The organism is Rhizobium sp. LCM 4573 (genome assembly GCF_001854865.1).
Taxonomy (GTDB): Bacteria; Pseudomonadota; Alphaproteobacteria; order Rhizobiales; family Rhizobiaceae; genus Neorhizobium.
The window spans coordinates 31,736-57,723 of sequence record NZ_MDDW01000024.1; the positions used below are offsets into that span (position 1 = coordinate 31,736).

Below are 25,988 nucleotides of genomic sequence, written 5' to 3' on the forward strand. Positions count from 1 at the left end.
CAGCCATGAAAAAAGCCGCCGGAGCTATCCGGCGGCTTTCGTATTTCTATGAAGCGCTGATTACTCGGCGCTGTTGCGGTTCTTCAGAGCCGCACCGAGAATGTCGCCAAGTGAAGCGCCCGAATCGGACGAACCGAACTGGGCAACGGCTTCCTTCTCTTCCGCGATCTCGAGAGCCTTGATCGACAGCATGACCTTGCGGTCCTTCTTGGAGAAGTTGACGACGCGGGCGTCGAAAATCTGGCCAACAGAGAAACGCTCCGGACGCTGCTCGTCGCGGTCACGCGAGAGATCGGCACGACGGATGAACGACGTGATGTCCTCGTGGTTGACGAGACGAACCTCTACGCCGCCATCGTTGACGCCGATGACTTCGCAGGAAACGACCGCGTTCTTGCGCAGTTCGCCTGAAGCGGCAGCTTCACCGACCGAGTCACGGCCGAGCTGCTTGATGCCGAGCGAGATGCGCTCCTTCTCGACGTCCACATCGAGAACGACAGCCTTGACGACGTCGCCCTTGTTGAACTCCTCGATGACCTGCTCGCCCGGACGGTTCCAATCGAGGTCGGAGAGGTGAACCATGCCGTCGACATCGCCTTCGAGGCCAATGAACAGGCCGAATTCRGTCTTGTTCTTGACTTCGCCTTCAACCTCGGTGCCGGCCGGATGCGAGTAGGCGAATGCCTGCCACGGATTTTCCAGCGTCTGCTTGAGGCCGAGCGAAATGCGGCGCTTGGTCGGATCGACTTCGAGAACAACGACATCGACTTCCTGGCTCGTGGACAGGATCTTGCCGGGGTGTACGTTCTTCTTGGTCCAGGACATTTCGGAAATGTGGATCAGGCCTTCGATGCCCGGCTCCAGCTCGACGAACGCACCGTAGTCGGTGATGTTCGTGACGGTACCGGAAATCTTCTTGCCGACCGGATACTTGGCCGAGATGCCATCCCACGGATCGGACTCGAGCTGCTTCATGCCGAGCGAGATGCGGTGGGTTTCCTGGTTGATGCGGATGATCTGAACCTTGACCTGCTGGCCGATGTTCAGGATTTCCGACGGATGGTTGACGCGGCGCCATGCCATGTCGGTGACGTGCAGCAGGCCGTCAATGCCGCCGAGATCGACGAACGCACCGTAATCGGTGATGTTCTTGACGACACCCTCGACAACCTGGCCTTCCTCGAGGTTCTGAACGATTTCAGAACGCTGCTCGGCGCGGGACTCTTCGAGAACCGTACGGCGCGAAACGACGATATTGCCGCGGCGCTTGTCCATCTTGAGAATTTCGAAGGGCTGCGGGTTGTGCATGAGCGGGGTGACGTCGCGGATCGGACGGATGTCGACCTGCGAACGCGGCAGGAAGGCGACGGCGCCGTCGAGATCGACGGTGAAACCACCCTTGACCTGATTGAAGATGACGCCTTCGACGCGCTCGCCGGCCTCGAACTTGGCTTCGAGCTTAATCCAGCTTTCTTCGCGGCGGGCCTTCTCACGCGACAGAACGGCTTCGCCAAGCGCGTTCTCGATGCGCTCGACATAGACCTCTACCTCGTCGCCGACCTTCAGCGAACCGTCCTTGCCCTTGGCGCCGAATTCCTTCAGCGCGATACGGCCTTCAACCTTGAGGCCGACGTCGACGACGGCTACGTCCTTCTCGATCGCGGTCACGATGCCCTTGGCAACATAGCCTTCGGCGAGATCGGTCTTGGAAAAGGACTCTTCGAGGAGGGCTGCGAAGTCCTCCCGCGTGGGGTTAGATACTGACATGAAATCTCCTGATCGTGTCCGTCTCGGACACAGATGCGCCGGTGGTTCGTGTTGAACACGCCCGAAGTCCAAGTCCGCCTCTTCTTTCAGAGGCAATCCGGCGCGAGGACTGAACTGCGGGTTTTCGACGTGCAGGCAAGCCGGCAGGTCTTCATTTCGTCTTCAAGGCAGCGTCTATGATCGCTTTCGCGGCCTGAAACGCCGCCTCTATACTCATTTCCGACGTATCAAGCAAGTGCGCGTCGCCTGCCGGCTTCAGCGGGCTGTCGGTTCGGCCCATGTCGCGTTCGTCCCGCTTCTTCACGTCAGCGAAGATCGCCTCGTAATCGGCCACGCCACCCTTGGCGATGATCTCGTCATAACGGCGCCGGGCCCTTACCTCGGGCGACGCCGTCACATAGAGCTTCACCGGCGCCTCAGGGCAAACCACCGTGCCGATATCGCGGCCGTCGAGCACCGTGCCCGGCTCGCGTCTCGAAAAGCTACGCTGCGCCTCGACCAGCGCCCGGCGGACCGAAGGCATGACGGCAATCCTGGATGCGGCCTCTCCGACTTCGTGGCTGGACAACATATCGCGATCAAGGCTCGAAAGCTCGACTTTTCCGGCCATTGCGGCAGCCACAGGTTCGTCGTCCAGCGGCAATCCCGCGTCAAGCAGCGCCTTGGCAGTCGCCCGATAGGTGAGCCCGGTATCCAAATGATGGAAGCCGTAGGTCTCTGCGATCCTCCGCGACAGCGTGCCCTTGCCGGCCGCGGCCGGTCCATCGATGGCGATGATCATGTTCCCGACGTTCTCCCAGGGCCTATGTTTCGCGCGCGGCACCATAAAGCCGCACGAGCTCCGCCATATCGCTTTGGCCGGGCGCTTGTGCAAGCCCTTCCGCCACGCCCCGGCGGTCCGCCGCCGGCCTGTTCTGGCTGACCTTCCACTTGCCTTCGATTTCCGTGATCTCGATTTCGATGCCGACGATGCCCTTCAACTGAGCGCGGATGAAATCCTCCGGAGCATCGCCGACCGCCCAAGTCGTCGCACGCGGAGCCTCATGCTCCGCCGTGATGGCATTGATCTGATCGAGCAGCCAATCGGCATCCTCGACCACCCGCGCGGGCCCGCGCGCCTGCACGATCGCGTAGTTCCAGGTCGGCACCACCTTCCCGGTTTCACGCTTCGTCTGATACCAGGAAGGCGTGACATAGGAATCGGCACCCTGGAAAACCGCGAGAACCGGCGCGCCGTCGCGAACGTCCTTCCATTGCGCATTGGCGCGGGCGAGGTGCAGTTTCAGCGTGCCCTTTTCGGAGGCAGAGGAATCCAGATGAAAGGGTACCGGATTGGCGAGCAGACCGGAGGCGCCGGCAGTGACCAGAAGCCCGAGAGGATGAGCACGGATCAGCGCGTGCTGCGTGCCGAGATTTTCTTCCCTGAAATGCGGCGGCTGATACATTCGCCTCGTCCTTCGCTCATGATGGGCGGTACCTATCACAAAGCGCTCAGGAGATCATCCACACCGCCCTTATGGAACCCATGAAAGTTTGTCTTTGACATCAAACGGCGCAAGCCTTATGGGGACCGGCTTAGATTTTTCACCCTACAATTGCCGCTCAAGCGGCGTGCCGATCCATTCGGCCATCCTGATGAGGCTCTGACTGTGGCAAAAGCGGAACTCGGAACCAAACGTACCGACCCGGATACCGGCAAGAAGTTCTACGACCTGAACCGTGATCCGGTGGTCTCCCCCTATACCGGCAAGTCTTGGCCGCTTTCCTTCTTCGAAGAGAACAGCGCCGCCGTGAAGATGGAACAGGCCGAGGAAGAGGACGTCCAGGAAGTCGATACCGAAAACCAGGAAGTGGAGCTCGTATCGCTGGAAGAAGGCGACGAGGCCTCCGGCGGCGACGATCTTCCGGACATGGGCGATGACGACGATGTCGATCTCGGCGATGACGACGACGATACCTTCCTCGAGACCGACGAGGACGAAGACGACGACGATATGTCCGGCATCATCGGCGTGACCGGCGACGACGACGAAGTCTGATCGACACATTCGGCCCGGCGCTTTCAACAAAAATCGCCGGGCCGAAAATTTCGGCTTGCACTTGGCGAAAACCGGAAGTAATAAGCCGCCACTCCCAAGGGCACACCGCCCCGACGAGTTTCCCAGGACCGGAAAATACCGGACCACCCTGATGGGGCTAYAGCTCAGCTGGGAGAGCGCTTGCATGGCATGCAAGAGGTCAGCGGTTCGATCCCGCTTAGCTCCACCAAATTTCCCTATGGAATACTGATATGTGCGCCGGCCTATTTGAGGCAGGTTAGCTTCCGTTTCGCGCGCCTGAAGACGCAAGGGAGCTTGCCGCTTCACGCGGCAAGCGTCAGACATGATGAAAGCGGATGAAGCGCCCGTAGCGCGGGATCAGGCGATCGCCTTCCCGTCCGCGTCGAAGCGATGGATGCTGGCGTTATCCGGCGTAGCGAAAACCACGTCATCGGGTGCGTGGGCGTGTTCGCCGAAGAGCCGGACAGTCAGAAGACCGGCCTTTTCCGTTTCCAGATAGACGATCGTGTCTGCGCCGAGATGCTCCACGTGAATCACTTTGCCCTTCCACTCGCCGCTTTCGCGCGAGAGCGAAATATGCTCCGGCCGGATGCCGATGGTTTTTGCATCCGAACGCTGAAGTCTTTCGGCCGGGACGAAATTCATCTGAGGCGAGCCRATGAAACCAGCAACGAAAAGATTGGCCGGCCTGTTATACAGCTCCATGGGAGAGCCCACCTGCTCGATCGTGCCGCCGTTCAGCACCACGATCTTGTCGGCGAGCGTCATCGCCTCCACCTGGTCATGGGTGACGTAAATCATCGTCGCCTTCAGCCGCCGGTGCAGCGCGGCGATCTCCAGCCGTGTCTGGACGCGCAGTGCCGCATCCAGGTTGGAGAGCGGCTCRTCGAACAGGAAAAGCTTCGGCTCTCGCACGATGGCGCGGCCGATAGCGACACGCTGGCGCTGACCGCCGGAAAGCTCCGCCGGGCGCCGGGCCAGATAGGGATCGAGCGAGAGCATGGAGGACGCCTTGGCAACAYGCGCGTCGATCTCGGCCTTCTCCGTGCCGGCCTGCTTCAGTCCCAAGCCCATATTGTCCTTCACCGACAGGTGCGGATAAAGCGCATAGGACTGGAAGACCATGGCGATGCCCCGTTTCGCCGGCGGAGTGGCGGAAACTTCCCGGCCATCGATCCGCACGCTGCCGGAGGTCGCGTCCTCAAGGCCTGCAATAACGCGCAGGAGCGTGGACTTGCCGCAACCGGAGGGGCCGACGAAGATCACGAATTCGCCATCCTCGACTTCGAGGTCGATTCCCTTCAGCACCTCGTGGCTGCCGAAGGCCTTGCGGATGGATTTAAGTTGCAGCGAACCCAAAAGCGTTTTCCTTTAAAGAAAGATCGGCGCGCCGGTGCGAACGCTCTCATCCGCCGCGAGGCAGATGCGGAGCGACTGCACGGCATCATTCATGTGCCGGGTAAGGTCGATGTCTTTGCGGATGGCCTTCAACACGTAGGCCTGTTCGAGATCGCAGAGATCCTGATGGCCCGGTTCTCCCGCCATGGCGAGATGCTCATCGGCCTTTAAGAAGCGGCCATCAGGGCCCGTTTCGGCGTTATGGACGCGGATCACCGAGGTCTTGGTATGCGCATCGATGTCATCCGACCTGACGTTCGGGTCCATGACTATGGAGACAGAGCCCCTGGGCGACATGACATCCTTCACGAAGAAGGCCGTTTCCGAGATCATCGGGCCCCAGCCCGCCTCATACCAGCCGACCGAACCGTCTTCGAACATCACCTGCAGATGGCCGTAATTGTACATATCGGGCGCGATATCGTCCGAGAGCCTCAGCCCCATGCCGCGCACCTGCACGGGCCTCGCATCGGTGATCTGGCACATGACATCCACATAATGAACGCCGCAATCGACGATAGGGCTTGTCGTGTGCATCAGCGCCTTGTGCGTTTCCCAGGTCGGGCCGCTGGACTGCTGGTTGAGGTTCATGCGGAAGACATAAGGCGGCCCTAGCTTGCGGGCCTCGGCGATCAGGCGCATCCAGGAAGGATGATGGCGCAGAATATAGCCGATCACCAGCTTGCGGCCATGTTTGCCCGCCGCCGCGACGACGCGCTCGGCATCCGCGACCGTCGTGGCGAGCGGCTTTTCCACGAAGACGTGGCAGCCCGCCTCGAAAGCCATCACTGCATAATCCGCATGGGTATCGGAATAGGTATTGATGGAGCAGAGATCCGGTTTCAGCTCGGCCAGCGCATCCTCGAAGCGGGGATGGATCTCATAGCCCCGCAACTCCTCCGGCAGGGCGACGGCCGAGCGGTTCACCAGGCCGACGATCTCGAAGCCCGGATTGCGATGATAGGCGAGCGCATGGCTTCGGCCCATATTGCCGAGGCCCGCCACCAGGACGCGGATCGGTTTTTCGGATGACGTCACTTCACGGCTCCGGAGGTGATGCCGCGGATCAATTGCCGCGAGAAGATGACATAGAGGATGAGGACCGGCAGGATGGCAAGTGAGAGCGCCGACAGCACCGCATTCCAGTTGATGACGAACTGGCCGATGAACATCTGGGCGCCGAGGGTAACCGTCTTGGTGCTTTCACCGGGCGCCAGGATCAGCGGGAACCAGAGATCGTTCCAGATCGGGATCATGGTGAAAACGGCGACGGTGGCCATGGCCGGGCGCACCAGCRGCAGAACGAGCCGGAAGAAGATCGCGTATTCTGAGAGCCCGTCGATGCGACCGGCATTCTTCAGATCGTCCGAGACCGTGCGCATGAATTCCGACAGGATGAATACCGCAAGCGGCAATCCTTGCGCGGTATAGACCAGGATCAGCCCCGTCAGCGTGTTGACGAGGCCGCTCGCCACCATGCCCTGGAGGATCGCCACCGTGCCAAGGCGGATCGGGATCATGATGCCGAGCGCGAGATAAAGGCCCATCAGCGTGTTGCCACGGAAGCGGTATTCGGAAAGCGCGAAAGCGGCCATGGYGCCGAACAGCAGCACCAGCGCGATCGAGGCGACGGTGACGATCAGACTGTTCTGGAAGTAACCGAGGAAATCCCCTTGGGCGAACACCGTCTCATAGCCCACCAGACTGAAGGTCGACGGGGTGGGAAGCGACATCGGCTCACGGAAGATCGCATTGCGGTTCTTGAACGAGTTCACGATCGTCAGGAAGACTGGGAAGAGCGCGACAAGGGTATAAGCGATCAACGCCAGGTGGACRAAGGCGGAGCGGGTCGGGGAAAAGCGGGCTTTCGACATTTTCCGACCCTCAGAACTGATAGCGACGCATGCGCCGCTGGATGACGAAAAGATAGAGCGAAACGCCGGCCAGGATGATCAGGAACATAACGGTAGCAATCGTCGCGCCCATGGAGCGGTCGCCGAGCTGGAGCTGGAAGCCGAAGAAGGTGCGGTAAAGCAGCGTTCCCAGGATATCGGTGGACTTGTCAGGACCAGCGAGCGCACCCTGAACCGTATAGATCAKGTCGAAGGCGTTGAAGTTGCCGACGAAGGTGAGGATCGAGATGATGCCGATCGCCGGCAGGATGAGCGGCAGCTTGATCTTCCAGAACTGGCTCCAACCGGTGATACCGTCGCATTCGGCGGCCTCCAGCACCTCGTCCGGTATATTGAGGAGTGCCGCATAGATCAACATCATCGGAATGCCGACATATTGCCAGAYGGAGATCAGCGAGACGGCGATAAGCGCCGTATTCGGCTTGCCGAGCCACGGCACGAAGGCCCATTTGAGGCCGACCCAGTCCAGCATCCAAGGCGTAATGCCCCAGATGGGCGAGAGGATAAGCTTCCAGATGAAGCCGACGATCACAAAGGAGAGCAGCGTCGGCACGAAGATGGCGCTGCGATAGAAGGCGGCGAAGCGCAGGTTGGGCACAGAAAGCATGGCGGCAAGCGCAATGCCGATCGGGTTCTGCACCAGCATGTGGATTACGAAGAAGATGACATTGTTCTTGAGTGCGTTCCAGAACTCCGCCGCCCAGCGCGGATCGCCGAACAGAACCTTGAAGTTTGCAAGCCCGACGAACCGCACCTGCCCTTCGACGAGGTTGAAGAAGGAAAGCCTCAGCGTCTCGATCAGCGGCAGGATCATGATTGCCGTGTAGACGATGACGGCAGGCGCCAGAAAGACGGCGATATGCCAGCGCACCGGACGCTTGGCCGGGCCAGTCTCGATATCTGTCACTTCGGCGTCGGTCATTATGTTCGGGTCCGTGTTTAGGGTAAGCCCTGGCTTTAGAGATTGCCCCTCACCCTAGCCCTCTCCCCGCGAGCGGGGAGAGGGAATGATCGAGCTTGCGGCAAGTCTCTTCTCCCCGAAAAAACGGGGAGAAGGTGCCCGGCAGGGTGGATGAGGGGCTTTCAGCGATAAGCTTCACTTCGCCGGCTTGTACCAGCTATCGAGACCCTTCTGCAGCTTCTCGGCCGCCTGCTCAGGCGTATCGGTGCCGTTGATGACGTTGGCCGATTCCACCCAGGTCTCGTTTTCCAGGTTCGGCGTGCCGCGCGAAAGAACCTGATAGGTGGAGCGGATCGTCGGCTGGCACTTTTCGCGCCAGGAGACGAATTCCTGCGCCAGCGGGTCCTGCATCTTCACCGCCGTCGAATTCAGGCTGAAGAAGCCGGGCAGTGCATTGGCGTAGAGGTCGGCGAATTCCGCCGAAGCGACGAAGGAAAGGAATTTCTTGGCCGCTTCCGCATTGCCGCTCTTGGCATTGAGGCCGATGCCGATATCGTTGTGGTCGGAGATGTAGCAGGTATCGCCCGCGTTCTTCACCGGCGGTGGGAAGGCGCCCATCTTGAACTGCGCCTGCGTGTTGAACGGTCCGATTTCCCAGGAGCCGGCCGGATAGATGGCGGCGCGACCGAGGGTGAAGAGGTTCTGGCTGTCCGGATAGGTCTGCGCCTCGAACCCGTCGCCCAGATAATCCTTCCACTTGGCGAGCACCTTATAGGGCTCTACCCAGGGCTCGTCCGTCAGCTTCTGCTCGCCCTTGATGAGAGCCTTGCGACCTTCCTCACCCTTCCAGTAGGTCGGACCGATGTTCTGATAGCCCATGGTCGCGGCTTCCCAGAGATCCTTGGTGCCCATGGCCATCGGGATATAGTTGCCGTTTTCCTTGATCTTGTCGAGGAGAGCGAAGAACTCGGCTTCCGTCGCCGGCGGCGTCAGACCCAGTTCGTTGAAGGCGTCGGCATTGTAGATGAAGCCGTGAATGACCGAGGCCATCGGAACGCAGAAGGTGGTGGCGCCGTCGTCCGTCGTCCATGCTGACTTGGCGACATCGGAGAAATTCTCCATGCCCGGCAGATCATTCAGGCTGGCGAGCTGCCCCTTGTTGAAGAGCTCGAGCGACGCATCGAACGGACGGCAGGTGATGAGGTCGCCGGCGGAACCCGCATCGAGCTTGGCGTTGAGAGCGGCGTTATACTCGGTCGGCGCGGTCGGCGAGAAGGTAACCTTGATGCCCGGGTTCTTCGCCTCGAAGGCCGGAATGATCTTCTCCTGCCAGATCGGCAGGTCGTCGTTGCGCCAGCTCTCGATCGTCAGCGTGACGTCCTGAGCATAGGCCATACTCGCCGGAGCGAGCACGGTCGTGGCAAAAAGCATGCCTTTCAAGATGCGGGTCATGATGTTCTCCCTCTTTTGCGCCTTCAAGCGCGTTTGTGGAACCCGGTTGAATTCTCAAATTCGGCAAGGGCCGGACGCAGGACCCCGCCCGAACGCGCCAGAGCCTCGCGCGCCGCATCGGCATCCGGTGCGCCGGCGGCAAGCAATACTGCAATCTTCACGGAACCGCCTGCCGCCTGCATCTGCCGGAAAGCCTCGTCGATCCCGGCTCCGGAAATTTCCGAGACCATGCGGGCGGCGCGGGCACGGAGCTTTTCATTGTCGGCGCGCAAATTGACCATGTGTCCGTCATATACGTGACCGAGCTGGACGGCCGCCAGTGTAGACAGCATATTGAAGGCGATCTTCTGGGCGGTTCCCGCGCCCATGCGTGTGGAGCCCGCAACCAGTTCYGGCGGCGTGGCAAGCAGGATCGCGGCATCCGCACCGGCGAACAGCTTCGCATCGGCATTATTGGCCATGGCGACGATACGGGCGCCTCGCGCCTTTGCAACACGGGCCACCGCTAGCGCATACGGCGTCGAGCCGCTGGCGGAAACGCAGATCACGCAATCGCCTGCGGCGATTGTCTCCGCATCCCTCTCGGCGAGCGCGACATCGTCTTCCGGCGCGCCCTCCATATCCGTGAGGCTGGAAATGCCGCCGGCCAAGAGAAGCACGATCTGCTCGCGGGGAATTCCATAGGTTCCGGGAAGTTCGAGCGCGTCGGCCATGGCCATCAGGCCGGAGCTTCCGGCACCCGCATAAACGAGCTTGCCGCCGGCGCGCAAAGTCGAGGAAACGAGATCGGCGGCCTTCGCGATCGCACCGATCGCGCCATCGACGGCGCTCGCCGCCTCCTGCTGGCCCATTGCCAGAAGCGTCAGGATCTCCTTCGGAGCGAGCCTATCCAGCCCTTCCGCTTTCCCGTGCCTGGCTTCGGTGGCAATTCCGCTCATCCGCTTCTCCCCTGATGACAAAATGATGCCAAAAAAATACCAATTGTCCAGAAGGAAAATTAACTTTTATGCCTGGCGGCAGGCATCAAACGTCTGGAAGACGAAATTATCAAGCAAAAACAATCATCTAAAAACCATTCATTTTCCAGCGACGGATTGACCCTTGGTTAATGGTAGTTTTTTGGTATTATCCGCCTCGGAGGTATCCATGGCATCCTATCTGATTGGAATCGATGGCGGAGGAACAAGTTGCCGCGCGGCTGTCGCCGATGCCGATGGCCGCATCCTGGGGCGCGGCAAGAGCGGTGCTTCCAATATTCTCACCGATCCGGATACCGCTCTCAAGCACATCACGGAATGCGCACAGCTGGCCTTTCGCGATGCCGGACTTGACCCGGAACTCCATGCATCCGCCTCCGCCCTACTCGGACTTGCCGGAAACAATGTCGGGGATGCGGTAAACTACGTACGTGCGAGGCTGCCCTTCGCGCGTTCGGAAATCGTGTCGGACGGGCTCATCGCCTTGCAAGGCGCTATCGGAGACGAGGATGGAGCGATTGCGATCGTCGGCACCGGCACGATCTTCATCGTCCGGCATCAGGGCGAATTGCACTATCTTGGCGGCTGGGGATTCCAGGCCGGCGATCTCGGCGGCGGCGCGCGCCTCGGCCATGCCGCCCTGCAGGAAAGCCTGCTTGCCTACGACCATATCCGCCCCATGACCGGGCTTTGCAGAGAAATCCTCGACGAGTTCGATAACGACCCGACCAAGGTGGTCGATTTCGCGCGCAATGCGCATCCAGGTCTCTTCGGGCGCTATGCCCCCAAGGTCATAGACTTCGCCTCAAAGGGAGACGGAAGCGCGCTGCGGCTTATGGGGCAAGCGGCGGCTCACGTGGACGAGGCGCTGGATGCGGTAGCCGCCATCACCGGCGGAACGGGAAGGCTCTGCCTGCTCGGCGGGCTTGCCGGCATCTATCCCGCCTATCTTGCGGACCGGCATCGCATCCGCTTTTCCGAACCGCTTGCGGATGCGCTGACCGGCGCGGTGGCACTCGCGGCAAGCACCTTCCAGGCCGGTGCGAGGGCTGCATCATGAACCAGGCGCTTTCCGCGATCCTGCCGCTCGATGCTCTGCAATCGATAGGAAGCGGACCGCTCTACCTCAAGCTCCGCCAGACGCTGGAGGATGCCATCCAATCCGGCCGGCTCGCCCATGGGGATGCCCTACCGGCCGAACGCGACCTGGCCGACTATGCGAATGTCAGCCGCGTGACCGTGCGCAAGGCAGTGGACGACCTCGTGAAGGACGGGTTGCTGGCCAGAAGACAGGGTTCCGGCACTTTCGTCGTCAAGCCGGTCTCGAAAGTGCAACAGCCGCTGTCGCAGCTCACCTCGTTCACCGAGGACATGGCGCGACGTGGACTGGAGACCCGCGCCGAGTGGCTGGAACGGGGGCTCTTCCATCCCTCGCCCGAGGAAATGATGATGCTCGGCCTTGCGCCCGGCACGATGGTCGCCAGGCTCGGGCGGCTTCGCATCGCCAACGACATGCCGCTTGCCATCGAACGCGCAAGTCTTTCCGCGGAATTCCTGCCCGATCCTCGCAAGGTCGATACCTCACTCTATGCGGAGCTCGAAAAGACCCGTTCGCGGCCGGTGCGTGCCATCCAGCGTATTTCGGCCTGCAACGTGAAGAACCCGGATGCCGGGCTTCTGGCGGTGCCGGTGGGTGCCGCGGGGCTCTCGATCGAGCGAATTTCCTATCTCGCTTCGGGACGCGTGGTGGAATTCACCCGCTCGCTCTATCGCGGCGATGCCTATGACTTCGTGGCCGAGCTTACGATCGGCGGAAACTGACAGGACGAAACGATGCAGACCCATATGCGCCAAGAGATCAACGAGGTGCCGGAAGCGACGGCACGGCTTCTGGAAAAGGGCGCTGCGGATTTCGCGGCCGCCGGCCGGGCGCTTCGCGAGAAAGATCCGGCATTCCTGATCACTATCGCCCGCGGCTCCTCCGACCACGCCGCGACCTTCATCAAATATGCCGCGGAACTCACCACCGGCCGGCCGGTGGCTTCGCTGGGGCCGTCGCTCGCGTCGATCTACGGCGCCAAGCTGAAGCTGCAAGGCGGCGCCGCGATCGCGATCTCGCAATCCGGCAAGAGCCCTGACATCGTCTCCATGGCGCAGGCCGCCACCGATTCCGGCGCGGTCACCATCGCGCTCACCAACACGATCCCTTCGCCGCTTGCTTCGGCTTCCCGCCACGCGCTCGACATCCAGGCCGGTCCCGAACTTGCCGTCGCAGCCACTAAATCCTTCGTCAACTCGATCGTCGCCGGCCTTGCCGTGCTTTCGGAATGGACTGAGGACGAGGCGCTGAAGGAAGCAATCCGCAACCTGCCGGAACATTTCGCAAAGGCCGTTGCACTCGAATGGACCGAACTTGCAGAGGCGCTTGGCGAGGCGGAATCGCTTTACATGCTCGGGCGCGGCCCGGCGCTCGCGATCGCCAGCGAGGCCGCACTGAAATTCAAGGAAACCTCCAACATGCATGCGGAGGCCTATTCAGCGGCCGAGGTGCTGCATGGGCCGGTGGCGCTGGTCGGCAAGCAGTTTCCGGTCATAAGCTTCGCCGCACGCGACGCGGCCCAAGCCTCGGCCGTCGAGATAGCCGACGGGTTGGCGGCCAAGGGGGCTTCGGTCTTCGTGACTTCCTCCAACGTGAAACAGGCTCAAACCCTGCCCTTCGTTGCGACCGGCCACCCGATCACCGACGCCTTGGCGCTGATCCTGCCCTTCTACGGCTTCGTAGAGGCCTGGTCGCGTGCCCGGGGCTTCAATCCCGATGCGCCGGCAGCCCTCAAGAAGGTGACCGAAACCCGATGACCATCAGAAAAGCCATCACCGGCGCCCGCATCTTCGACGGCACCACCTGGCACGACGATGCCGCGCTTCTGATTTTCGACGGCAAGATCGAGGCAATCCAGCCGCAGAACAACATCCCCTCCGATGCGGAGAGGATCGATGCCGGTGGCGGCATGATCGTGCCCGGCTTCATYGACCTGCAGGTGAACGGCGGCGGCGGGGTAATGCTGAACGACGAACCCACCGTCGAGGGACTGCGTGCGATCTGCGACGCCCATACGAAATTCGGTACGACCGCGCTCCTRCCGACGCTGATTACCGATACGCGCGAGATCACGGCGGCCGTCGTTGCCGCCGGCAAGCGGGCGACCGAAGAAGGCGTTCCCGGCTTCCTCGGCCTGCATCTCGAAGGTCCGCATCTTTCGCTCGCCCGCAAGGGCGCGCATGACCCGAAGCTGATCCGGCCGATGGAAGAGGCCGATCTCGACCTCATCCTTTCCTGCCAAGGCAGGCTGCCTGCGCTGATGACCACCATCGCGCCGGAAAACGTCACCGCCGAACAGGTGGCGCGGCTCGCGGCGGCCGGCTTCGTCGTCAGTCTCGGCCATACGGAAACGGATTACGATACCGCAAGACGCTATGCCGAGGCAGGGGCCCGGACCGTCACACACCTTTTCAACGCCATGAGCCCGCTCGGCCACCGCCAGCCCGGCCTTGTCGGTGCTGCGCTCGATATCGGATCGCTCCATGCGGGGCTGATCGCCGACGGCATCCATGTGCACCCGGCTTCCATGGCGGCCGCGCTGCGCGCCAAGAACGGACCGGGCAAGATCTTCATCGTCACCGATGCCATGTCGACCATCGGCACAGATCTGAAGAGCTTCACGCTGAACGGGCGCGAAATCCTGCGCCAGGGCGGCCGGTTGACACTTGCCGACGGGACGCTCGCCGGCGCCGATATCGACATGCTCTCATCCGTCCGTTTCGTACACGAGGCGCTTGGACTGCCGCTCGAAGAGGCGGTCCGGATGGCTTCCACCTATCCGGCCGAGACCATGGGACTCAGCGATCGCATGGGCACGCTGAAACCGGGATATGACGCGGATTTCGTGCTGCTGAGCGATAGCCTCGATATGAAGAGTACTTGGATCGGCGGCGACTGCGTGCACCGGCAATAATCAGGCAGCGGGAAAGCGGACCTCGACCTTCAGCCCGCGGCCCTTGGCGCCGTCGAGCAGGCTCACCTCTGCGCCGTGAAGGCTGGCGATCTCCTCGACGATAGGCAGGCCGAGCCCGCTTCCCGTCCTATCCTGCCGGCCACCGCGATCGAAGCGCTTCAGCGCTGCGTCCCGGCTTTCCTTCGGAATGCCAGGACCATCATCCTCCACCTCCAGAACCACCGCGTTCTCGCTTCTCGCCACCCTGACCGTCACCTCCGCACCGTGGCCGGCGTAGAGCAGCGCATTGGTCAGCAGGTTCTTCAGAAGCTCTCCTACAAGCAGAGGCTCGGCGGCCACTACCGCTTCGGCCTCGCCCTCAAAGCCGAGATCAATGCCGGCTTCCGCCGCAAGCGGTACATGGTCCGCCGTGATGCCGCGTGCCAGAGCAGCGATATCCGTAGAGACGAGCGAAGCAGACCGCGTTGCGGCATCGATCTTGGCCATTAGCAGCAGTTGCGCGACGATGCGCTCGGCATCGGCCACCGCCTCGTCCGCCTTGCGGGCCGCTTCCTTCGCTTCCTCAAGGCCGGTTGCTCGGGCAGCCAGCGCCAACTGGGTGCGGATGATAGCGAGCGGCGTGCGAAGTTGGTGGCTGGCGTTGCCGGTGAAGTGGCGCAGCGCCTTCAGCGCACTCTCGAGACGCACCATGAAGGAATTCACGGTATCGACCAGCCCCTGCACTTCGTTCGGCACGCGTTCGTTGATCGGATGCAGATCGTCGGGGCTGCGCTCGGCTATCGCCTCGCTGAACCGATAAAGAGGGCGCAGGGACAGCGTGACCGCCACCCAGACGATGGCCGCAGCGCCCGCGATCATGAGCAGAAGGCGCAGCGCCGACCGGATAAGTATCTCCCGCGTCAACTGCTCACGCGCGATGGTCGTTTCGGCAACGGTGACGATGAAGGGTACGGAATTGACGCCCGTTGAGGCCGAGCGGGCGAGCGCCGCGACGCGGATGGGTTCGCCGCGAAAAGTCGTATTCTGGAAAGCGGGCGCCTGGCCCTCGCTCCGGGCGATCGAGGGCAGGTTCTGGTAACCGGTGATGAAGTTTCCCGGCGGTCCATCCACCCGGTAGAAGACGCGGTCCTGGGCGGCGGATGTCAGCATTTCGAGCGCCACATAGGGGATATCGACCTCGAGCGTGCCATCCTCCGCCACGATCACCCGCTCGGCGATCGCCAGCGCCGAGCCCGCCAGCACGCGATCGGAAACTTCATTGGCCGTATCCACCGCCTCGCCCCAGGTGTCGATCAGTGCGATGGAGCCGATCACCGCGGTCGAAAGCAGGAGCCAGGCGAGCAGCCGGCGGCGTAGCGAATAGGCGACAGCCGGGGTCATGAGCCAGGCGCCGCCGCCTCGAGATAATAGCCGATGCCGCGTGCGGTCTTGACCGTCAACCCGTGGGGCGCCAGCCGGCGGCGCAGCCGGCTGACATATTGCTCGATGGCGTTGGCGGACAGGTCGTCCCCAAAGCCGGTCAGCGAGGCCACGATCGCATCTTTCGAAACCACTTTTCCGGCGCGCATGAAAAGGAGTTCCAGCAGCGCGACCTCACGGGCGGGGATATCGAGCGGCACGCCATGACTGGAAAAGGTGCGGGAGGGGAGATCGAGCGTCACGCCGCCATATTGCACGACCGAGCTTCGGAGCCATGCCTGACGCCGCAGCAGGACGCGGATACGCGCCTCGAACTCGGAAATGTCGAAAGGCTTGATCATGTAATCGTCGGCGCCGAGATCGAGGCCTTTCACCCGCTCTTCCGGCGTGCCCCTGGCGGTCAGGATCATCACCGCCGCCTTGTTCTGCCGCGCCCGCATGGACCGCAGGACATCAAGCCCGTCCATTTCGGGGAGGTTGAGATCGAGGATGACCAGATCGTAGGCTTCGGCCGCGGCAACCGCCTCGGCCGAAGCGCCATCAGCCACGGCATCGACCACATAGCCGCTGCCGCGCAGGATCGTCGTCAGGCCCTCGGCCAGCGCCTGATTGTCCTCGACCAGAAGGATGCGCACGAAATCTCCCCGCTTCGGCGCCGATTATAGACGCCGGGACAGGGAGATGTCACGGAGGATGGTTGTTACCGGCGGCCGAGATAATCCATCTTGCCGACCGGCACGCCCTTGTGGCGCAGGATGGCGTATGCCGTCGTCACATGGAAGAAGAAGTTCGGGATCGCGAAATTGAGGATATAGCTCTTGCCCGTGAACTCGACGGGACCATTGTGGGTCTTGAGCACGACCTCCGTTTCCTCCTTGCCGTCCATGGCATTCTGCGGAATGGATTTCAGCAGCGCGACGGTCTTTTCGATGCGGGCATACAGCTCCGAGAAGCTGGTTTCGTCATCGGCCATCGGCACGTTTTCGATTCCCRCCACCCGAACGGCGGCGAATTTGGCGGTATCGCTGGCTCGCTGGATCTGACCCGTCAGCGGATACATGTCCTCGATCAGTCGGGCTTCCAGAAGTTCCTTGTGGGCCATTCCCTTCTCGTCGGCAAAGGCTTCTCCCTTTCTCAGTATTTCCGTGAGATTGCCGAAGGTACGGATGAAGACCGGAATGCTGACATCATAGAGGGAGAGCGACATGGACATGACCTTTTGCGTGGAATGCGCGACGCGCATCTGTGACGGCCAAGAGGTAGTGGCGGCGTGAAATTCCGCAAGTCTTCCGCAGCGTCGTTGGCTCATTTATGCCTGCACGGTGAGGATGCCTGTCGGTTGCCCTTGCTTGTTTCCCGTATTTCCCTCAGGCATTCTTGCCGGATGACACGCATTTTCCAGCTCCTGCTCGGCCTGGCGCTGCTGCCGGATATCGCGGCGGCGGATACGACCTTCTATCCAGCCCCTTCGGCAAAGGCCGATGCGCCTGTGCTGGTGGTCTATTCATCGCTCGACGAGCCTCTTGCCAAACCGATGATCGCCGGCTTCCAGGCCGTCAATCCGGATGTCGCCGTCCGCTATGAGGATATGCTGACCGGCGAAGTCTACGACCGCATCGTCAGGGAAACCGATGCCGGGCAGAAGACCGCCGACTTCGCCTTCTCCTCCGCCATGGATCTGCAGGTGAAGCTTGCCAACGACGGCTATGCGCAGCCGAGCGACCTGCCGATGAGCGAACAATGGCCGAGCTGGGCGAACTGGCGCAACACGGCCTATGCACTGACCTTCGAGCCGGCGGTCTTCGTCTACCATAAGCCGAGTTTCCGGGATGAGCCGCCGCCGGCGACACGCGCCGAGTTCGTGAACTATCTCAAGAAGAAGGGCGACGCCGTTTACGGCCGGATCGGCACCTATGACATCGAACGTTCGGGCGTCGGCTTTCTCTTCATGGCGCGCGACCAGGAGCAGTTCGGCGATATCTGGTCGGTGATCCAGGCCATGGGGGCTGCCGGCGTCAAGCTCTATTCCACCAGCCAGGCGATCGTGGAGCGCGTCGCCGACGGTCGGTTCGTGCTCGGCTACAATATTCTCGGCTCCTATGCGGCCGACTGGGCCTCCCGGCATCCGGATGTCGGCATCGTGCTGCCGAAGGACTATACGGTGGTTATGTCCCGGATCGGGCTGGTGCCGCATGCAGCCGCTTCCCCGGAGCTTGGCAAGCGCTATCTCGAATTCTTCATGTCGAAGGGCGGGCAGACGATCATGGCGCGCGAGTTGCAGATTCCGGCCGTCAGCCCGGAGGTAGCCGGCAACAATACCGCCACCACGCTGCGGGAAATGCTGGGCGGCCAATTGAAGCCTGTTCCGGTCAGCCTTGGACTGATGGTCTATCTCGACCAGGTGAAGCGGGCGCGGCTGATCGATCGCTGGAACGAGGTGCTGCGGCTGCAATAGCCGGAAATTTGGCGCTTTGCGGCCGCCAGCCCTTGTCAAAATCGCCCGCCGCGAAAAATGTCAGGTAGATGTCAGCTTCATATGCTGGCTTAGGCAGATCGGCGCCCCTGTGGAGGCGGGCGATCGATTTGTGCTGGGAGGAAGAAAACAAGCGGCAAGCACCCGCCCTAAACTCTTCCCCATCATAAAAAACAGACATTGCGTCAGATTTTGGACGCCTATTGGAGGATCGACCCTTGAAACACGTATTTCTTGCTTCCCTTCTTGCCGGCGCGCTCGCCCTTCCGGCCTATGCCGCCGACTATAYGATCATGGCGCCTGCCGCCCCCGGCGGTGGCTGGGATCAGACGGCCCGCTCGTTGCAGACCGCTCTCCAGGAGGAAGGCATCTCCGGCAATGTGCAGGTGATCAACGTACCCGGCGCCGGCGGCACTATCGGCCTTGCCCAGTTCGCTAGCCAGCAGAAGGGCAACCCGAACGCCCTTATCGTTGGCGGTTATGTGATGGTCGGCGCCATCCTGACCAACAATTCGCCAGTAACTCTGAAGGACGTGACGCCGATCGCGCGCCTCACCGGGGAATACGAAGCAATCGTCGTTCCGGCGTCGTCGGATATCGAGAACATCGGTCAGCTCATCGACAAGCTGAAAGCAGATCCGGGCTCGGTTTCCTGGGGCGGCGGCTCGGCCGGCGGCACGGACCATATCGCAGTCGGCCTGCTCGCGAAGGCTGCCGGGGTCGATCCGACCAAGATCAATTACATTGCTTATTCCGGCGGCGGCGAAGCCCTTGCGGCCATTCTCGGTTCCCAGGTAACCGCCGGCATATCGAGCTATGGCGAGTTCGAATCCCAGGTGAAGGCCGGCACGCTGCGTCTGCTCGCCCTTTCCAGCGAGGAGCGCGTGGAAGGTATCGACGCCCCAACGCTGAAGGAATCGGGTTATGACGTCGTGCTGCAGAACTGGCGCATGGTAGCGGCCGCTCCGGGTCTTTCCGACGAGCAAAAAGCTGCCGTCCTCGCCGATGTCGACAAGCTCGCAAAGTCGAACACCTGGCAGGAAACCCTGAAGACCAAGGGCTGGGCAGACACCTATCTCGCCGGTCCGGCCTTTGAAGAGCAACTCGCCAAGGATGTTTCCGCCACGGAAACCGTGCTCAAGGACATCGGACTGGTCAAATGAGTCTCGACCGTCAGAACTCCGTCAAGGAACAGCGCCGCCCCGATAGGGCGGCGCTTGCCATTGCCGCCGTGCTCGTCGTCATCGCGGGCACTATCTTCTTCGACGTCGCCCGGCTGAAGGGCATGGCGGGCTATTCGCAGATCGGCCCGGCCACCATTCCGGACTGGATCGCCTTCGCGCTCATCGGCCTTGCGATATGGACCGTGATCGCCGCCTTCCGGCGCGACTTCCCTGAGCGCGAGCATCAGGAAATCGGTCCCGTTGTGTGGATAGTCGCCGGCCTGATTGCACAGATGCTGCTGCTTCGTACGGTCGGTTTCTCGATCGCAACCGGTGTTCTCTTCGCCATGACGGCGGCCGGATTCGGCAAGAGGAAGCTCTGGATCACACTGCCCGTGGGCATCGTCCTCTGTCTCATCATCTGGCTGATCTTCGCCGGCCTGCTGCAGCTTTCGCTGCCCGCAGGACCGCTGGAACACCTGTTTCTCTGACGACATTCCGAAAGTAAGCCCATGAGCACGTTCGAATTCCTTCTGCAGGGGCTGATGTCGGCAGCAGAGCCGATGAACCTCCTCTATGCGCTGATCGGGGTGACGCTCGGCACTGCCGTCGGCGTACTCCCCGGCATCGGGCCGGCGCTGACCGTCGCCCTTCTCCTGCCCGTCACCTACCGACTCGATCCCACCGGTTCGCTCATCATGTTCGCCGGCATCTACTACGGCGGCATGTATGGCGGATCGACCACCTCGATCCTTCTCAATACGCCCGGTGAAAGCGCCTCGATCGTCACCGCGCTGGAAGGCAACAAGATGGCCCGCAACGGGCGTGGCGGGCCGGCGCTTGCGACAGCCGCGATCGGCTCCTTCGTGGCCGGCCTCATCGCCACGCTGCTGCTTGCCTTCATCGCCCCCTATATCGTCAAGCTGGCGCTCATCTTCGGCCCGCGCGAATATTTCGCACTGATGGTGCTCGCCTTCGTGACCGTCTCCTCCGCCTTCGGAGACTCGACGCTGCGCGGACTGACATCCCTCTTCATCGGGCTTGCCTTCTCAGTCGTCGGCATCGATCAGTTGACCGGCCAGAACCGTCTTTCCTTCGGCGTTCCGGACCTGCTCGACGGCATTGAGGTCACCACCATGGCCGTTGCCATGTTCGCGATCGGCGAGACGCTCTACATTGCCGCGCAGGGCAATCGTGGACCCGAAACGGTGGAAGYGGTCAAGGGTTCGGTCTGGATGAACGCCGCAGACTGGGCGCGCTCCTGGAAGGCCTGGCTGCGGGGCACCGTGATCGGCTTCCCGATCGGCGCCATGCCGGCGGGCGGCGCCGAGATCGGTACCTTCCTCTCCTATGCGACGGAAAAACGGCTGACCAAGCATCCGGAAGAGTTCGGCAACGGCGCGATCGAGGGCGTGGCTGGTCCCGAGGCGGCAAACAACGCATCGGCCGCCGGCACGCTCGTGCCGCTCCTGACCCTCGGCCTGCCGACCACCGCGACGGCGGCGATCATGCTCGCTGGCTTCCAGCAATACGGCCTGCAGCCGGGGCCGCTTTTGTTTGCGACCAATCCGCAGCTCGTCTGGGGTCTCATCGCTTCGCTGCTCATCGCCAATCTCATGCTGCTGGTGCTGAACCTGCCGCTGATCGGCCTCTGGGTGAAGCTGCTGACGATTCCGAAGCCCTGGCTCTATGCCGGCATTCTTGTGTTCGCCACACTCGGCACGATCGGCGCCAACCCCTCGGTCTTCGAGCTCGGCATGCTGCTGACCTTCGGCCTGCTTGGCTATGTCATGCGCGTCTTCGGCTATCCGATCGCGCCAGTCGTGGTCGGCCTCATCCTCGGGCCGCTCGCCGAGCAGCAGCTACGCCGGGCGCTCGCGATCAGCCAGGGCGACGTGACGGTCCTCTTCACCTCGCCGATCGCCGCGGTGCTTTTGGCGGTCGCGGCAATCGCGCTGATCCTGCCGCTCATCCTGCGCGCGCGCGGCAAGGGCGAAGTGCTGTCGCAGATGGCGGCAAGCGAAGACTGAGTTTTCGGTTCAGTCCTCCCAGGACGGAAGGGAGCGCTGCTTCGGCTGCGCTCCCTTTTTTGACTCCAGTGCCGGTGAAATGTGCTTTGTGGCGAAAAAATGGCCGTCTTTTTCTTGCCATAAATACAAACGGCATTATGTCCGGATAATCGACCTTCCGAAACAGTCGCTATCTGCCGGTTTTTTGAGCTTTCCGGGACATGACGGCCGCTTCCGCCAAGGTCGAATATTCGGCCGTTCGGCCATTCTTTTTGAGTCCTTTCCGGTCCGCTTCGCCTTCCCGGGCCAACACCTGCAAACAGGAATCGCTATGTCCTTAAATTCCTTGTCTACAGACAGCGCCCGATCCGGCGGCTGGCTGCTCAAGATCGTCGGTGTACTTGTCGTTCTCGGCGGCCTGCCTCTGCTGGCGGGCGGTATTCAACTCATTACCCTTGATGGCTCCTGGTACTACGCGCTTGCCGGCGCCGCGCTCCTTCTCGTCGGCATTCTCTTCTTTCTGCGACGCAAGGCCGGCGTCTGGCTCTTCGCCCTCCTCTATATCGCCACTATCGCCTGGGCCTTCTGGGAAGTCGGCGGCCTGGATTTCTGGCCACTCGTGCCCCGCATTGTCGCGCCCACGGTCCTTGCGATCATCGTCGCTCTGGTTGCGCCCCTCTTCCCGACCGGCCAGGCCTCATCGAAAGCAGCGGCCTTCGGCATTGCCGCATTCCTGGCGCTCGGTCTCGCCTGCGTTGGCTATCTGGCCTTCCAACCACAGCATCTGATCCGCAACGAAGTCGCGGAGGCTCCCGCGCCGCAAGGCGAGGCGGCCACGGATGCCGCTTCCGATTGGCGCCATTACGGCCGCACCCCTCACGGCACGCGTTACGCACCTATCGACCAGATCAACCGCGACAATGTGCAGAATCTGGAGGTCGCCTGGACCTTCCGGACGGGAGATCCCGCAGAAAAAGGCGCCGAGGACCAGAACACGCCCCTGCAGGTGGGCGACACCATCTACCACTGCACGACACACAACATCGTCCACGCCCTCAACGCGGAAACCGGCGAGGTCCGCTGGAAGTTCGATCCGCAGGCGAAGTCTCCGGTATGGCAGCGTTGCCGCGGCGTGAGCTACTACGAGCCGCCTGTCGTTGCAGCCGCACAGCCGGCGGAACCCGCACCGGTAGCGCCGCCGGCTGAACCGATCGATCCGACGGCTCCCGCGCTTGCGGCGCCCACGATCGAGGAGCCGGAAGAACAGGCGGCTCCCGTCGCACCCGCAGCACCGCTCGCGCCCGCCCAGTGCGCCGCGCGCATCGTGATGACGACCATCGACGCCCGGCTGATCGAGCTCGACGCCAAGACCGGCGAGCTCTGCGCCGAGTTCGGCAATGGCGGCACGGTCAACCTTCGCGACGGAATGGGCGAGGTGAAGGACGGCTTCTACTTCCAGACCTCCGCTCCGACAGTGATGCGCGATCTCGTGCTTGTCGGCGGCTGGGTCTGGGACAACCGCGAGGTTAACGAGCCTTCCGGCGCCGTGCGCGCGTTCGATGCCCGGACCGGCGAACTCGTCTGGGCCTGGGACCTGGGCAACCCGAACATCACCCGGCTTCCGCCCGAGGGCGAAAGCTATACCCGCGGCACTCCGAACGTCTGGTCGACGCCAGCCTTCGACGACGAACTCGGCCTCGTCTACCTGCCGACCGGCAACGCAACGCCGGACTTTTTCGGCGCGCATCGCTCGGAAGCGGCCGAGCAATATTCAGCATCCGTCGTCGCGCTCGATATCGCAACCGGTCGCGAGCGCTGGAAATTCCAGACCGTCCACCACGACATCTGGGATTACGACGTTCCCTCGCAGCCGGCCCTCTATGACGTTCCGGACGGGAAGGGCCGCACGCAGCCGGCGCTGATCCAGATCACCAAGCGCGGCCAGATCTTCATGCTGAACCGGCAGACCGGCGAGCCGATCGCGACGGTGGAGGAAAAGCCGGTACCGCAGACGGGCGGCGTTCCGGAGGACTGGGTCTCGAAGACGCAGCCCTATTCGACCGGCATGCCGTCGATCGGCACCGAGYCGTTCACCGAAGCCCGGATGTGGGGAGCGACCCCGTGGGACCAGCTCTATTGCCGCATCGAGTTCAAGAAGATGCGCTACGAGGGCGAATTCACGCCGCCGGGAACCGACGTCTCGCTCATCATGCCGGGCTATTACGGCGGCATGAACTGGGGATCGGCGTCGATCGACGAGGCGAATGCCATGCTGATCGTCAACGATATCCGCATGCCGCAATTCGTGCAGCTGATCCCGCAGAGCGAGGTCGAAGGCCGCGGCGGCGCTGCCGCCCATGATGGCCTGTCGAGCCAGACGGGCACGCCCTACGCAGCCTGGAAGAACGGCTTCATGTCGCCGCTCGGCGTGCCCTGCCACCAGCCGCCCTACGGCACCATTTCCGGCATCGACCTAAAGACGCGCCGGCTCGTCTGGCAGGTCCCGTCCGGCACGCTGCAGGATACGGGACCCCTAGGAATAAAGACCGGCCTGCAGATCCCGGTCGGCATGCCTTCGCTCGGCGGGCCAACCACCACCGCAGGCGGCATCGTCTTCTATGCCGGCACGCAGGACTATTACCTGCGGGCGCTCGACGTGCGCACCGGCGAGGAGCTCTGGAAAGGGCGTCTTCCGGTCGGCGTCCAGGCAACCCCGATGACCTATGTCTCGCCGGAAAGCGGGCGCCAGTTCGTCGTGGTTTCTGCAGGCGGCGCGCGCCAGTCACCCGATCGCGGCGACTACATCATCGCCTTCAGCCTTCCGAAACAGTAAGGCGAAGACGAAATAAAAGGGGCGGCCCACGGAGCCGCCCCTTTCAATTTTCCGGTTCGAGAAGCTTCAATGCCCGAAGACCGACCAGCCCGTTCTTGACGCCAGCATCTCCAAAGCAAGCGAGCCAAGCAGCGAATTGCCGTTGTGATTGAGCCCCGGCGACCAGACGGCGACGGACGCCTTGCCCGGCGCGACGGCGAGGATGCCGCCGCYGACCCCGCTTTTTCCCGGCAGGCCGACCCGGTAGGCGAAATCCCCCGAACCGTCGTAGTGGCCGCAGGTCAACATCAGCGCGTTGATGCGCCGCGCCCGCTGCCTGGAGACGACCGTATGGCCGCTCAAGGGATTGGAGCCCGCAGCCGCTAGAAACAGGCCCGAGCGGGCAAGCTGGGTGCAGGTCATGGCAAGCGCGCAATGGTGGAAATAGACGCCGAGCACATGCTCGACCGGATGATCGAGCTTTCCGAAGGAGCGCATGAAGTTGGCAAGAGCGAAGTTGCGGTAACCCGTCGCCTGTTCCGATTTCGCGACGGCCGGATCGATGGCAATGGTCTCGTCGTCGGCAAGGTATTGCACGAAACGGACGATTTCGCCGATCGCCTCACGCGGCGTGTGGCCCGCCAGAACGAGATCGCTGATGGCGATAGCACCGGCATTGATGAAGGGGTTACGCGGTTTGCCTTCCTCATGCTCCAGCTGGACGATCGAATTGAAGGCCGACCCCGAAGGCTCGCGCCCGACGCGGTTCCAGGTCGTCTCCCCATGCTTGCCGAGCGCCAGCGTCAGCGTGAAGACCTTCGATATGCTCTGGATCGAAAACGGCTCGTCGCAATCGCCGGCTTTGTAAACCTCACCGTCGACGCCGATGACGRCCAGGCCGAACTTCTTCGGATCGATGCGCGCGAGCTGGGGGATATAGTCCGCGACCTTGCCCTCGCCGAGCCGAGGGGTCAGCTTCTCGTGAATCTCGTCGACGATAGCCTGCAGGTCCGCCATATCCGCTCCTGRTTTCGATGGGTCCCCGGCCTACTCGAAGGCAGCGCCGGAAAGATGATTGCTGGCGGAGGTCTTCACCGCGCCGATCTCGGACCACAGTGAGGTGATCGTCGCCGGATCCACATCCGCCATGATGTCGCGCAGCCAGCCCTCATGGGCCGCCGCCATCGTTTCGAAGAATTCGGTGCCCGCCGGAGTGAGCCGCGCGACCGTTACCCGCCGATCGCCATCCGGCGTGACCCGCTGCACGAAGCCATCCGCCTCCAGCCGCTCGACCAGGCCAGTGACATTGCCGTTCGTGACCATGGTGCGCCTGGAAAGCTCGCCGAGCCGCAAGCCATCCGGTTCCCGATAGAGCTGCGCCATCAGGTCGAACTGCGGCAGCGTGGCGCCGAACTCGGCACGCAACCGACGGCGGATTTCGGAGGTGATCAGCTTGGTGGTGGAGAGCATGCGCAGCCATAGCCGGGTCTCGGGCTTGTTGCGCCCACTCGGTCCATGAACGATCATTTCCAGATCGGCGCTTGCCGTTTCCACTTCTGCCGTTTCCACCAATTTTTCCTCCGCTCTTGTTTCAGAACTACGGGCCGATATTTCAAATGTCAAAGGCCCAA

24 protein-coding genes and 1 tRNA gene are annotated in these 25,988 nt (G+C 62.3%); 11 read left to right on the forward strand and 14 right to left on the reverse strand.

Annotated features, from left to right (window positions below; genetic code table 11):
* Nucleotides 1–60: 60 nt before the first annotated feature.
* The 3 genes from rpsA to LCM4573_RS18615 all read right to left on the reverse strand — a co-directional run bounded on the left by rpsA (nucleotide 61) and on the right by LCM4573_RS18615 (nucleotide 3,212).
* Nucleotides 61–1,767, reverse strand: coding sequence for a 30S ribosomal protein S1 (gene rpsA / locus LCM4573_RS18605; RefSeq protein WP_071007875.1), 1,707 nt, complete (start codon nucleotides 1,765–1,767; stop codon nucleotides 61–63).
* 151 nt (nucleotides 1,768–1,918) lie between these two features.
* Nucleotides 1,919–2,548 (reverse strand): (d)CMP kinase, encoded by a 630-nt coding sequence (gene cmk, locus LCM4573_RS18610; RefSeq protein ID WP_071007876.1) that lies wholly within the window; start codon nucleotides 2,546–2,548, stop codon nucleotides 1,919–1,921.
* A 22-nt stretch (nucleotides 2,549–2,570) separates the two neighbouring features.
* Nucleotides 2,571–3,212: an FMN-binding negative transcriptional regulator gene (locus tag LCM4573_RS18615; RefSeq protein ID WP_071007877.1), complete on the reverse strand. Its 642-nt coding sequence runs from the start codon at nucleotides 3,210–3,212 to the stop codon at nucleotides 2,571–2,573.
* Between the two features lie 204 nt (nucleotides 3,213–3,416).
* Here LCM4573_RS18615 and LCM4573_RS18620 point away from each other — a divergent pair, with 204 nt between their 5' ends.
* Together LCM4573_RS18620 and LCM4573_RS18625 are read left to right on the forward strand one after the other, a co-directional pair.
* On the forward strand, nucleotides 3,417–3,806 hold the full coding sequence (locus LCM4573_RS18620; RefSeq protein ID WP_071007878.1) for a TIGR02300 family protein: 390 nt from the start codon (nucleotides 3,417–3,419) through the stop codon (nucleotides 3,804–3,806).
* Between the two features lie 153 nt (nucleotides 3,807–3,959).
* Nucleotides 3,960–4,035 (forward strand) — tRNA-Ala (locus LCM4573_RS18625).
* 149 nt (nucleotides 4,036–4,184) lie between these two features.
* On the opposite strand, the gene LCM4573_RS18630 is transcribed toward LCM4573_RS18625, so the two are convergent.
* The 6 genes from LCM4573_RS18630 to LCM4573_RS18655 all read right to left on the reverse strand — a co-directional run bounded on the left by LCM4573_RS18630 (nucleotide 4,185) and on the right by LCM4573_RS18655 (nucleotide 10,429).
* Entirely contained in the window at nucleotides 4,185–5,186 is a 1,002-nt protein-coding gene (locus tag LCM4573_RS18630; RefSeq protein WP_071007879.1) for an ABC transporter ATP-binding protein, read from the reverse strand.
* Nucleotides 5,187–5,198: 12 nt separating this feature from the next.
* Entirely contained in the window at nucleotides 5,199–6,263 is a 1,065-nt protein-coding gene (locus LCM4573_RS18635; RefSeq protein ID WP_071007880.1) for a Gfo/Idh/MocA family protein, read from the reverse strand.
* Nucleotides 6,260–7,099 (reverse strand): carbohydrate ABC transporter permease, encoded by an 840-nt coding sequence (locus tag LCM4573_RS18640; protein WP_071007881.1) that lies wholly within the window; start codon nucleotides 7,097–7,099, stop codon nucleotides 6,260–6,262. Before LCM4573_RS18640 ends, LCM4573_RS18635 begins: the two co-directional genes overlap by 4 nt.
* A 10-nt stretch (nucleotides 7,100–7,109) precedes the next feature.
* Entirely contained in the window at nucleotides 7,110–8,060 is a 951-nt protein-coding gene (locus LCM4573_RS18645) for a carbohydrate ABC transporter permease (protein ID WP_071007882.1), read from the reverse strand.
* A gap of 174 nt (nucleotides 8,061–8,234) precedes the next feature.
* Complete coding sequence (locus tag LCM4573_RS18650; protein WP_071007883.1) at nucleotides 8,235–9,491, reverse strand: ABC transporter substrate-binding protein; 1,257 nt, start codon at nucleotides 9,489–9,491, stop codon at nucleotides 8,235–8,237.
* Nucleotides 9,492–9,514: 23 nt separating this feature from the next.
* A complete protein-coding gene (locus tag LCM4573_RS18655) occupies nucleotides 9,515–10,429 on the reverse strand; it encodes an N-acetylmuramic acid 6-phosphate etherase (protein WP_071007884.1) in 915 nt (304 codons plus the stop codon).
* A gap of 208 nt (nucleotides 10,430–10,637) precedes the next feature.
* Between LCM4573_RS18655 and LCM4573_RS18660 the strand changes: the two genes are divergently transcribed.
* The 4 genes from LCM4573_RS18660 to nagA are packed head-to-tail and all read left to right on the forward strand — an operon-like array spanning nucleotide 10,638 to nucleotide 14,481.
* Nucleotides 10,638–11,528: an N-acetylglucosamine kinase gene (locus LCM4573_RS18660; RefSeq protein WP_071007885.1), complete on the forward strand. Its 891-nt coding sequence runs from the start codon at nucleotides 10,638–10,640 to the stop codon at nucleotides 11,526–11,528.
* Nucleotides 11,525–12,289: a GntR family transcriptional regulator gene (locus LCM4573_RS18665; RefSeq protein ID WP_071007886.1), complete on the forward strand. Its 765-nt coding sequence runs from the start codon at nucleotides 11,525–11,527 to the stop codon at nucleotides 12,287–12,289. Before LCM4573_RS18660 ends, LCM4573_RS18665 begins: the two co-directional genes overlap by 4 nt.
* A gap of 12 nt (nucleotides 12,290–12,301) precedes the next feature.
* Nucleotides 12,302–13,324, forward strand: a complete 1,023-nt coding sequence (locus LCM4573_RS18670) for an SIS domain-containing protein (RefSeq protein ID WP_071007887.1) — start codon at nucleotides 12,302–12,304, stop codon at nucleotides 13,322–13,324.
* On the forward strand, nucleotides 13,321–14,481 hold the full coding sequence (gene nagA / locus LCM4573_RS18675; protein ID WP_071007888.1) for an N-acetylglucosamine-6-phosphate deacetylase: 1,161 nt from the start codon (nucleotides 13,321–13,323) through the stop codon (nucleotides 14,479–14,481). Before LCM4573_RS18670 ends, nagA begins: the two co-directional genes overlap by 4 nt.
* On the opposite strand, the gene LCM4573_RS18680 is transcribed toward nagA, so the two are convergent.
* The 3 genes from LCM4573_RS18680 to LCM4573_RS18690 form a co-directional block, all read right to left on the reverse strand.
* Nucleotides 14,482–15,861 carry a sensor histidine kinase gene (locus tag LCM4573_RS18680; RefSeq protein WP_071007889.1) on the reverse strand — a complete coding sequence of 460 codons (1,380 nt, stop codon included), beginning with the start codon at nucleotides 15,859–15,861 and terminating at the stop codon, nucleotides 14,482–14,484.
* A complete protein-coding gene (locus LCM4573_RS18685) occupies nucleotides 15,858–16,535 on the reverse strand; it encodes a response regulator transcription factor (protein ID WP_071007890.1) in 678 nt (225 codons plus the stop codon). The genes LCM4573_RS18680 and LCM4573_RS18685 overlap by 4 nt, the downstream gene beginning before the upstream one ends.
* A gap of 65 nt (nucleotides 16,536–16,600) precedes the next feature.
* Nucleotides 16,601–17,107 (reverse strand): DUF1993 family protein, encoded by a 507-nt coding sequence (locus LCM4573_RS18690; protein WP_071007972.1) that lies wholly within the window; start codon nucleotides 17,105–17,107, stop codon nucleotides 16,601–16,603.
* A 177-nt stretch (nucleotides 17,108–17,284) separates the two neighbouring features.
* Between LCM4573_RS18690 and LCM4573_RS18695 the strand changes: the two genes are divergently transcribed.
* The 5 genes from LCM4573_RS18695 to LCM4573_RS18715 all read left to right on the forward strand — a co-directional run bounded on the left by LCM4573_RS18695 (nucleotide 17,285) and on the right by LCM4573_RS18715 (nucleotide 24,378).
* Nucleotides 17,285–18,355, forward strand: a complete 1,071-nt coding sequence (locus tag LCM4573_RS18695) for an ABC transporter substrate-binding protein (protein ID WP_071007891.1) — start codon at nucleotides 17,285–17,287, stop codon at nucleotides 18,353–18,355.
* Between the two features lie 236 nt (nucleotides 18,356–18,591).
* A complete protein-coding gene (locus LCM4573_RS18700) occupies nucleotides 18,592–19,536 on the forward strand; it encodes a tripartite tricarboxylate transporter substrate binding protein (RefSeq protein WP_071007892.1) in 945 nt (314 codons plus the stop codon).
* Nucleotides 19,533–20,027 carry a tripartite tricarboxylate transporter TctB family protein gene (locus LCM4573_RS18705; protein WP_071007893.1) on the forward strand — a complete coding sequence of 165 codons (495 nt, stop codon included), beginning with the start codon at nucleotides 19,533–19,535 and terminating at the stop codon, nucleotides 20,025–20,027. Before LCM4573_RS18700 ends, LCM4573_RS18705 begins: the two co-directional genes overlap by 4 nt.
* 21 nt (nucleotides 20,028–20,048) lie before the next feature.
* A complete protein-coding gene (locus LCM4573_RS18710; RefSeq protein WP_071007894.1) occupies nucleotides 20,049–21,566 on the forward strand; it encodes a tripartite tricarboxylate transporter permease in 1,518 nt (505 codons plus the stop codon).
* A 310-nt stretch (nucleotides 21,567–21,876) separates the two neighbouring features.
* Entirely contained in the window at nucleotides 21,877–24,378 is a 2,502-nt protein-coding gene (locus LCM4573_RS18715) for a membrane-bound PQQ-dependent dehydrogenase, glucose/quinate/shikimate family (RefSeq protein WP_083347530.1), read from the forward strand.
* A gap of 66 nt (nucleotides 24,379–24,444) precedes the next feature.
* Here LCM4573_RS18715 and LCM4573_RS18720 read toward each other — a convergent pair whose 3' ends face one another.
* Nucleotides 24,445–25,374: a glutaminase gene (locus tag LCM4573_RS18720; RefSeq protein ID WP_071007895.1), complete on the reverse strand. Its 930-nt coding sequence runs from the start codon at nucleotides 25,372–25,374 to the stop codon at nucleotides 24,445–24,447.
* 30 nt (nucleotides 25,375–25,404) lie between these two features.
* Complete coding sequence (locus LCM4573_RS18725) at nucleotides 25,405–25,884, reverse strand: MarR family winged helix-turn-helix transcriptional regulator (RefSeq protein ID WP_071007974.1); 480 nt, start codon at nucleotides 25,882–25,884, stop codon at nucleotides 25,405–25,407.
* Nucleotides 25,885–25,988 lie beyond the last annotated feature (104 nt).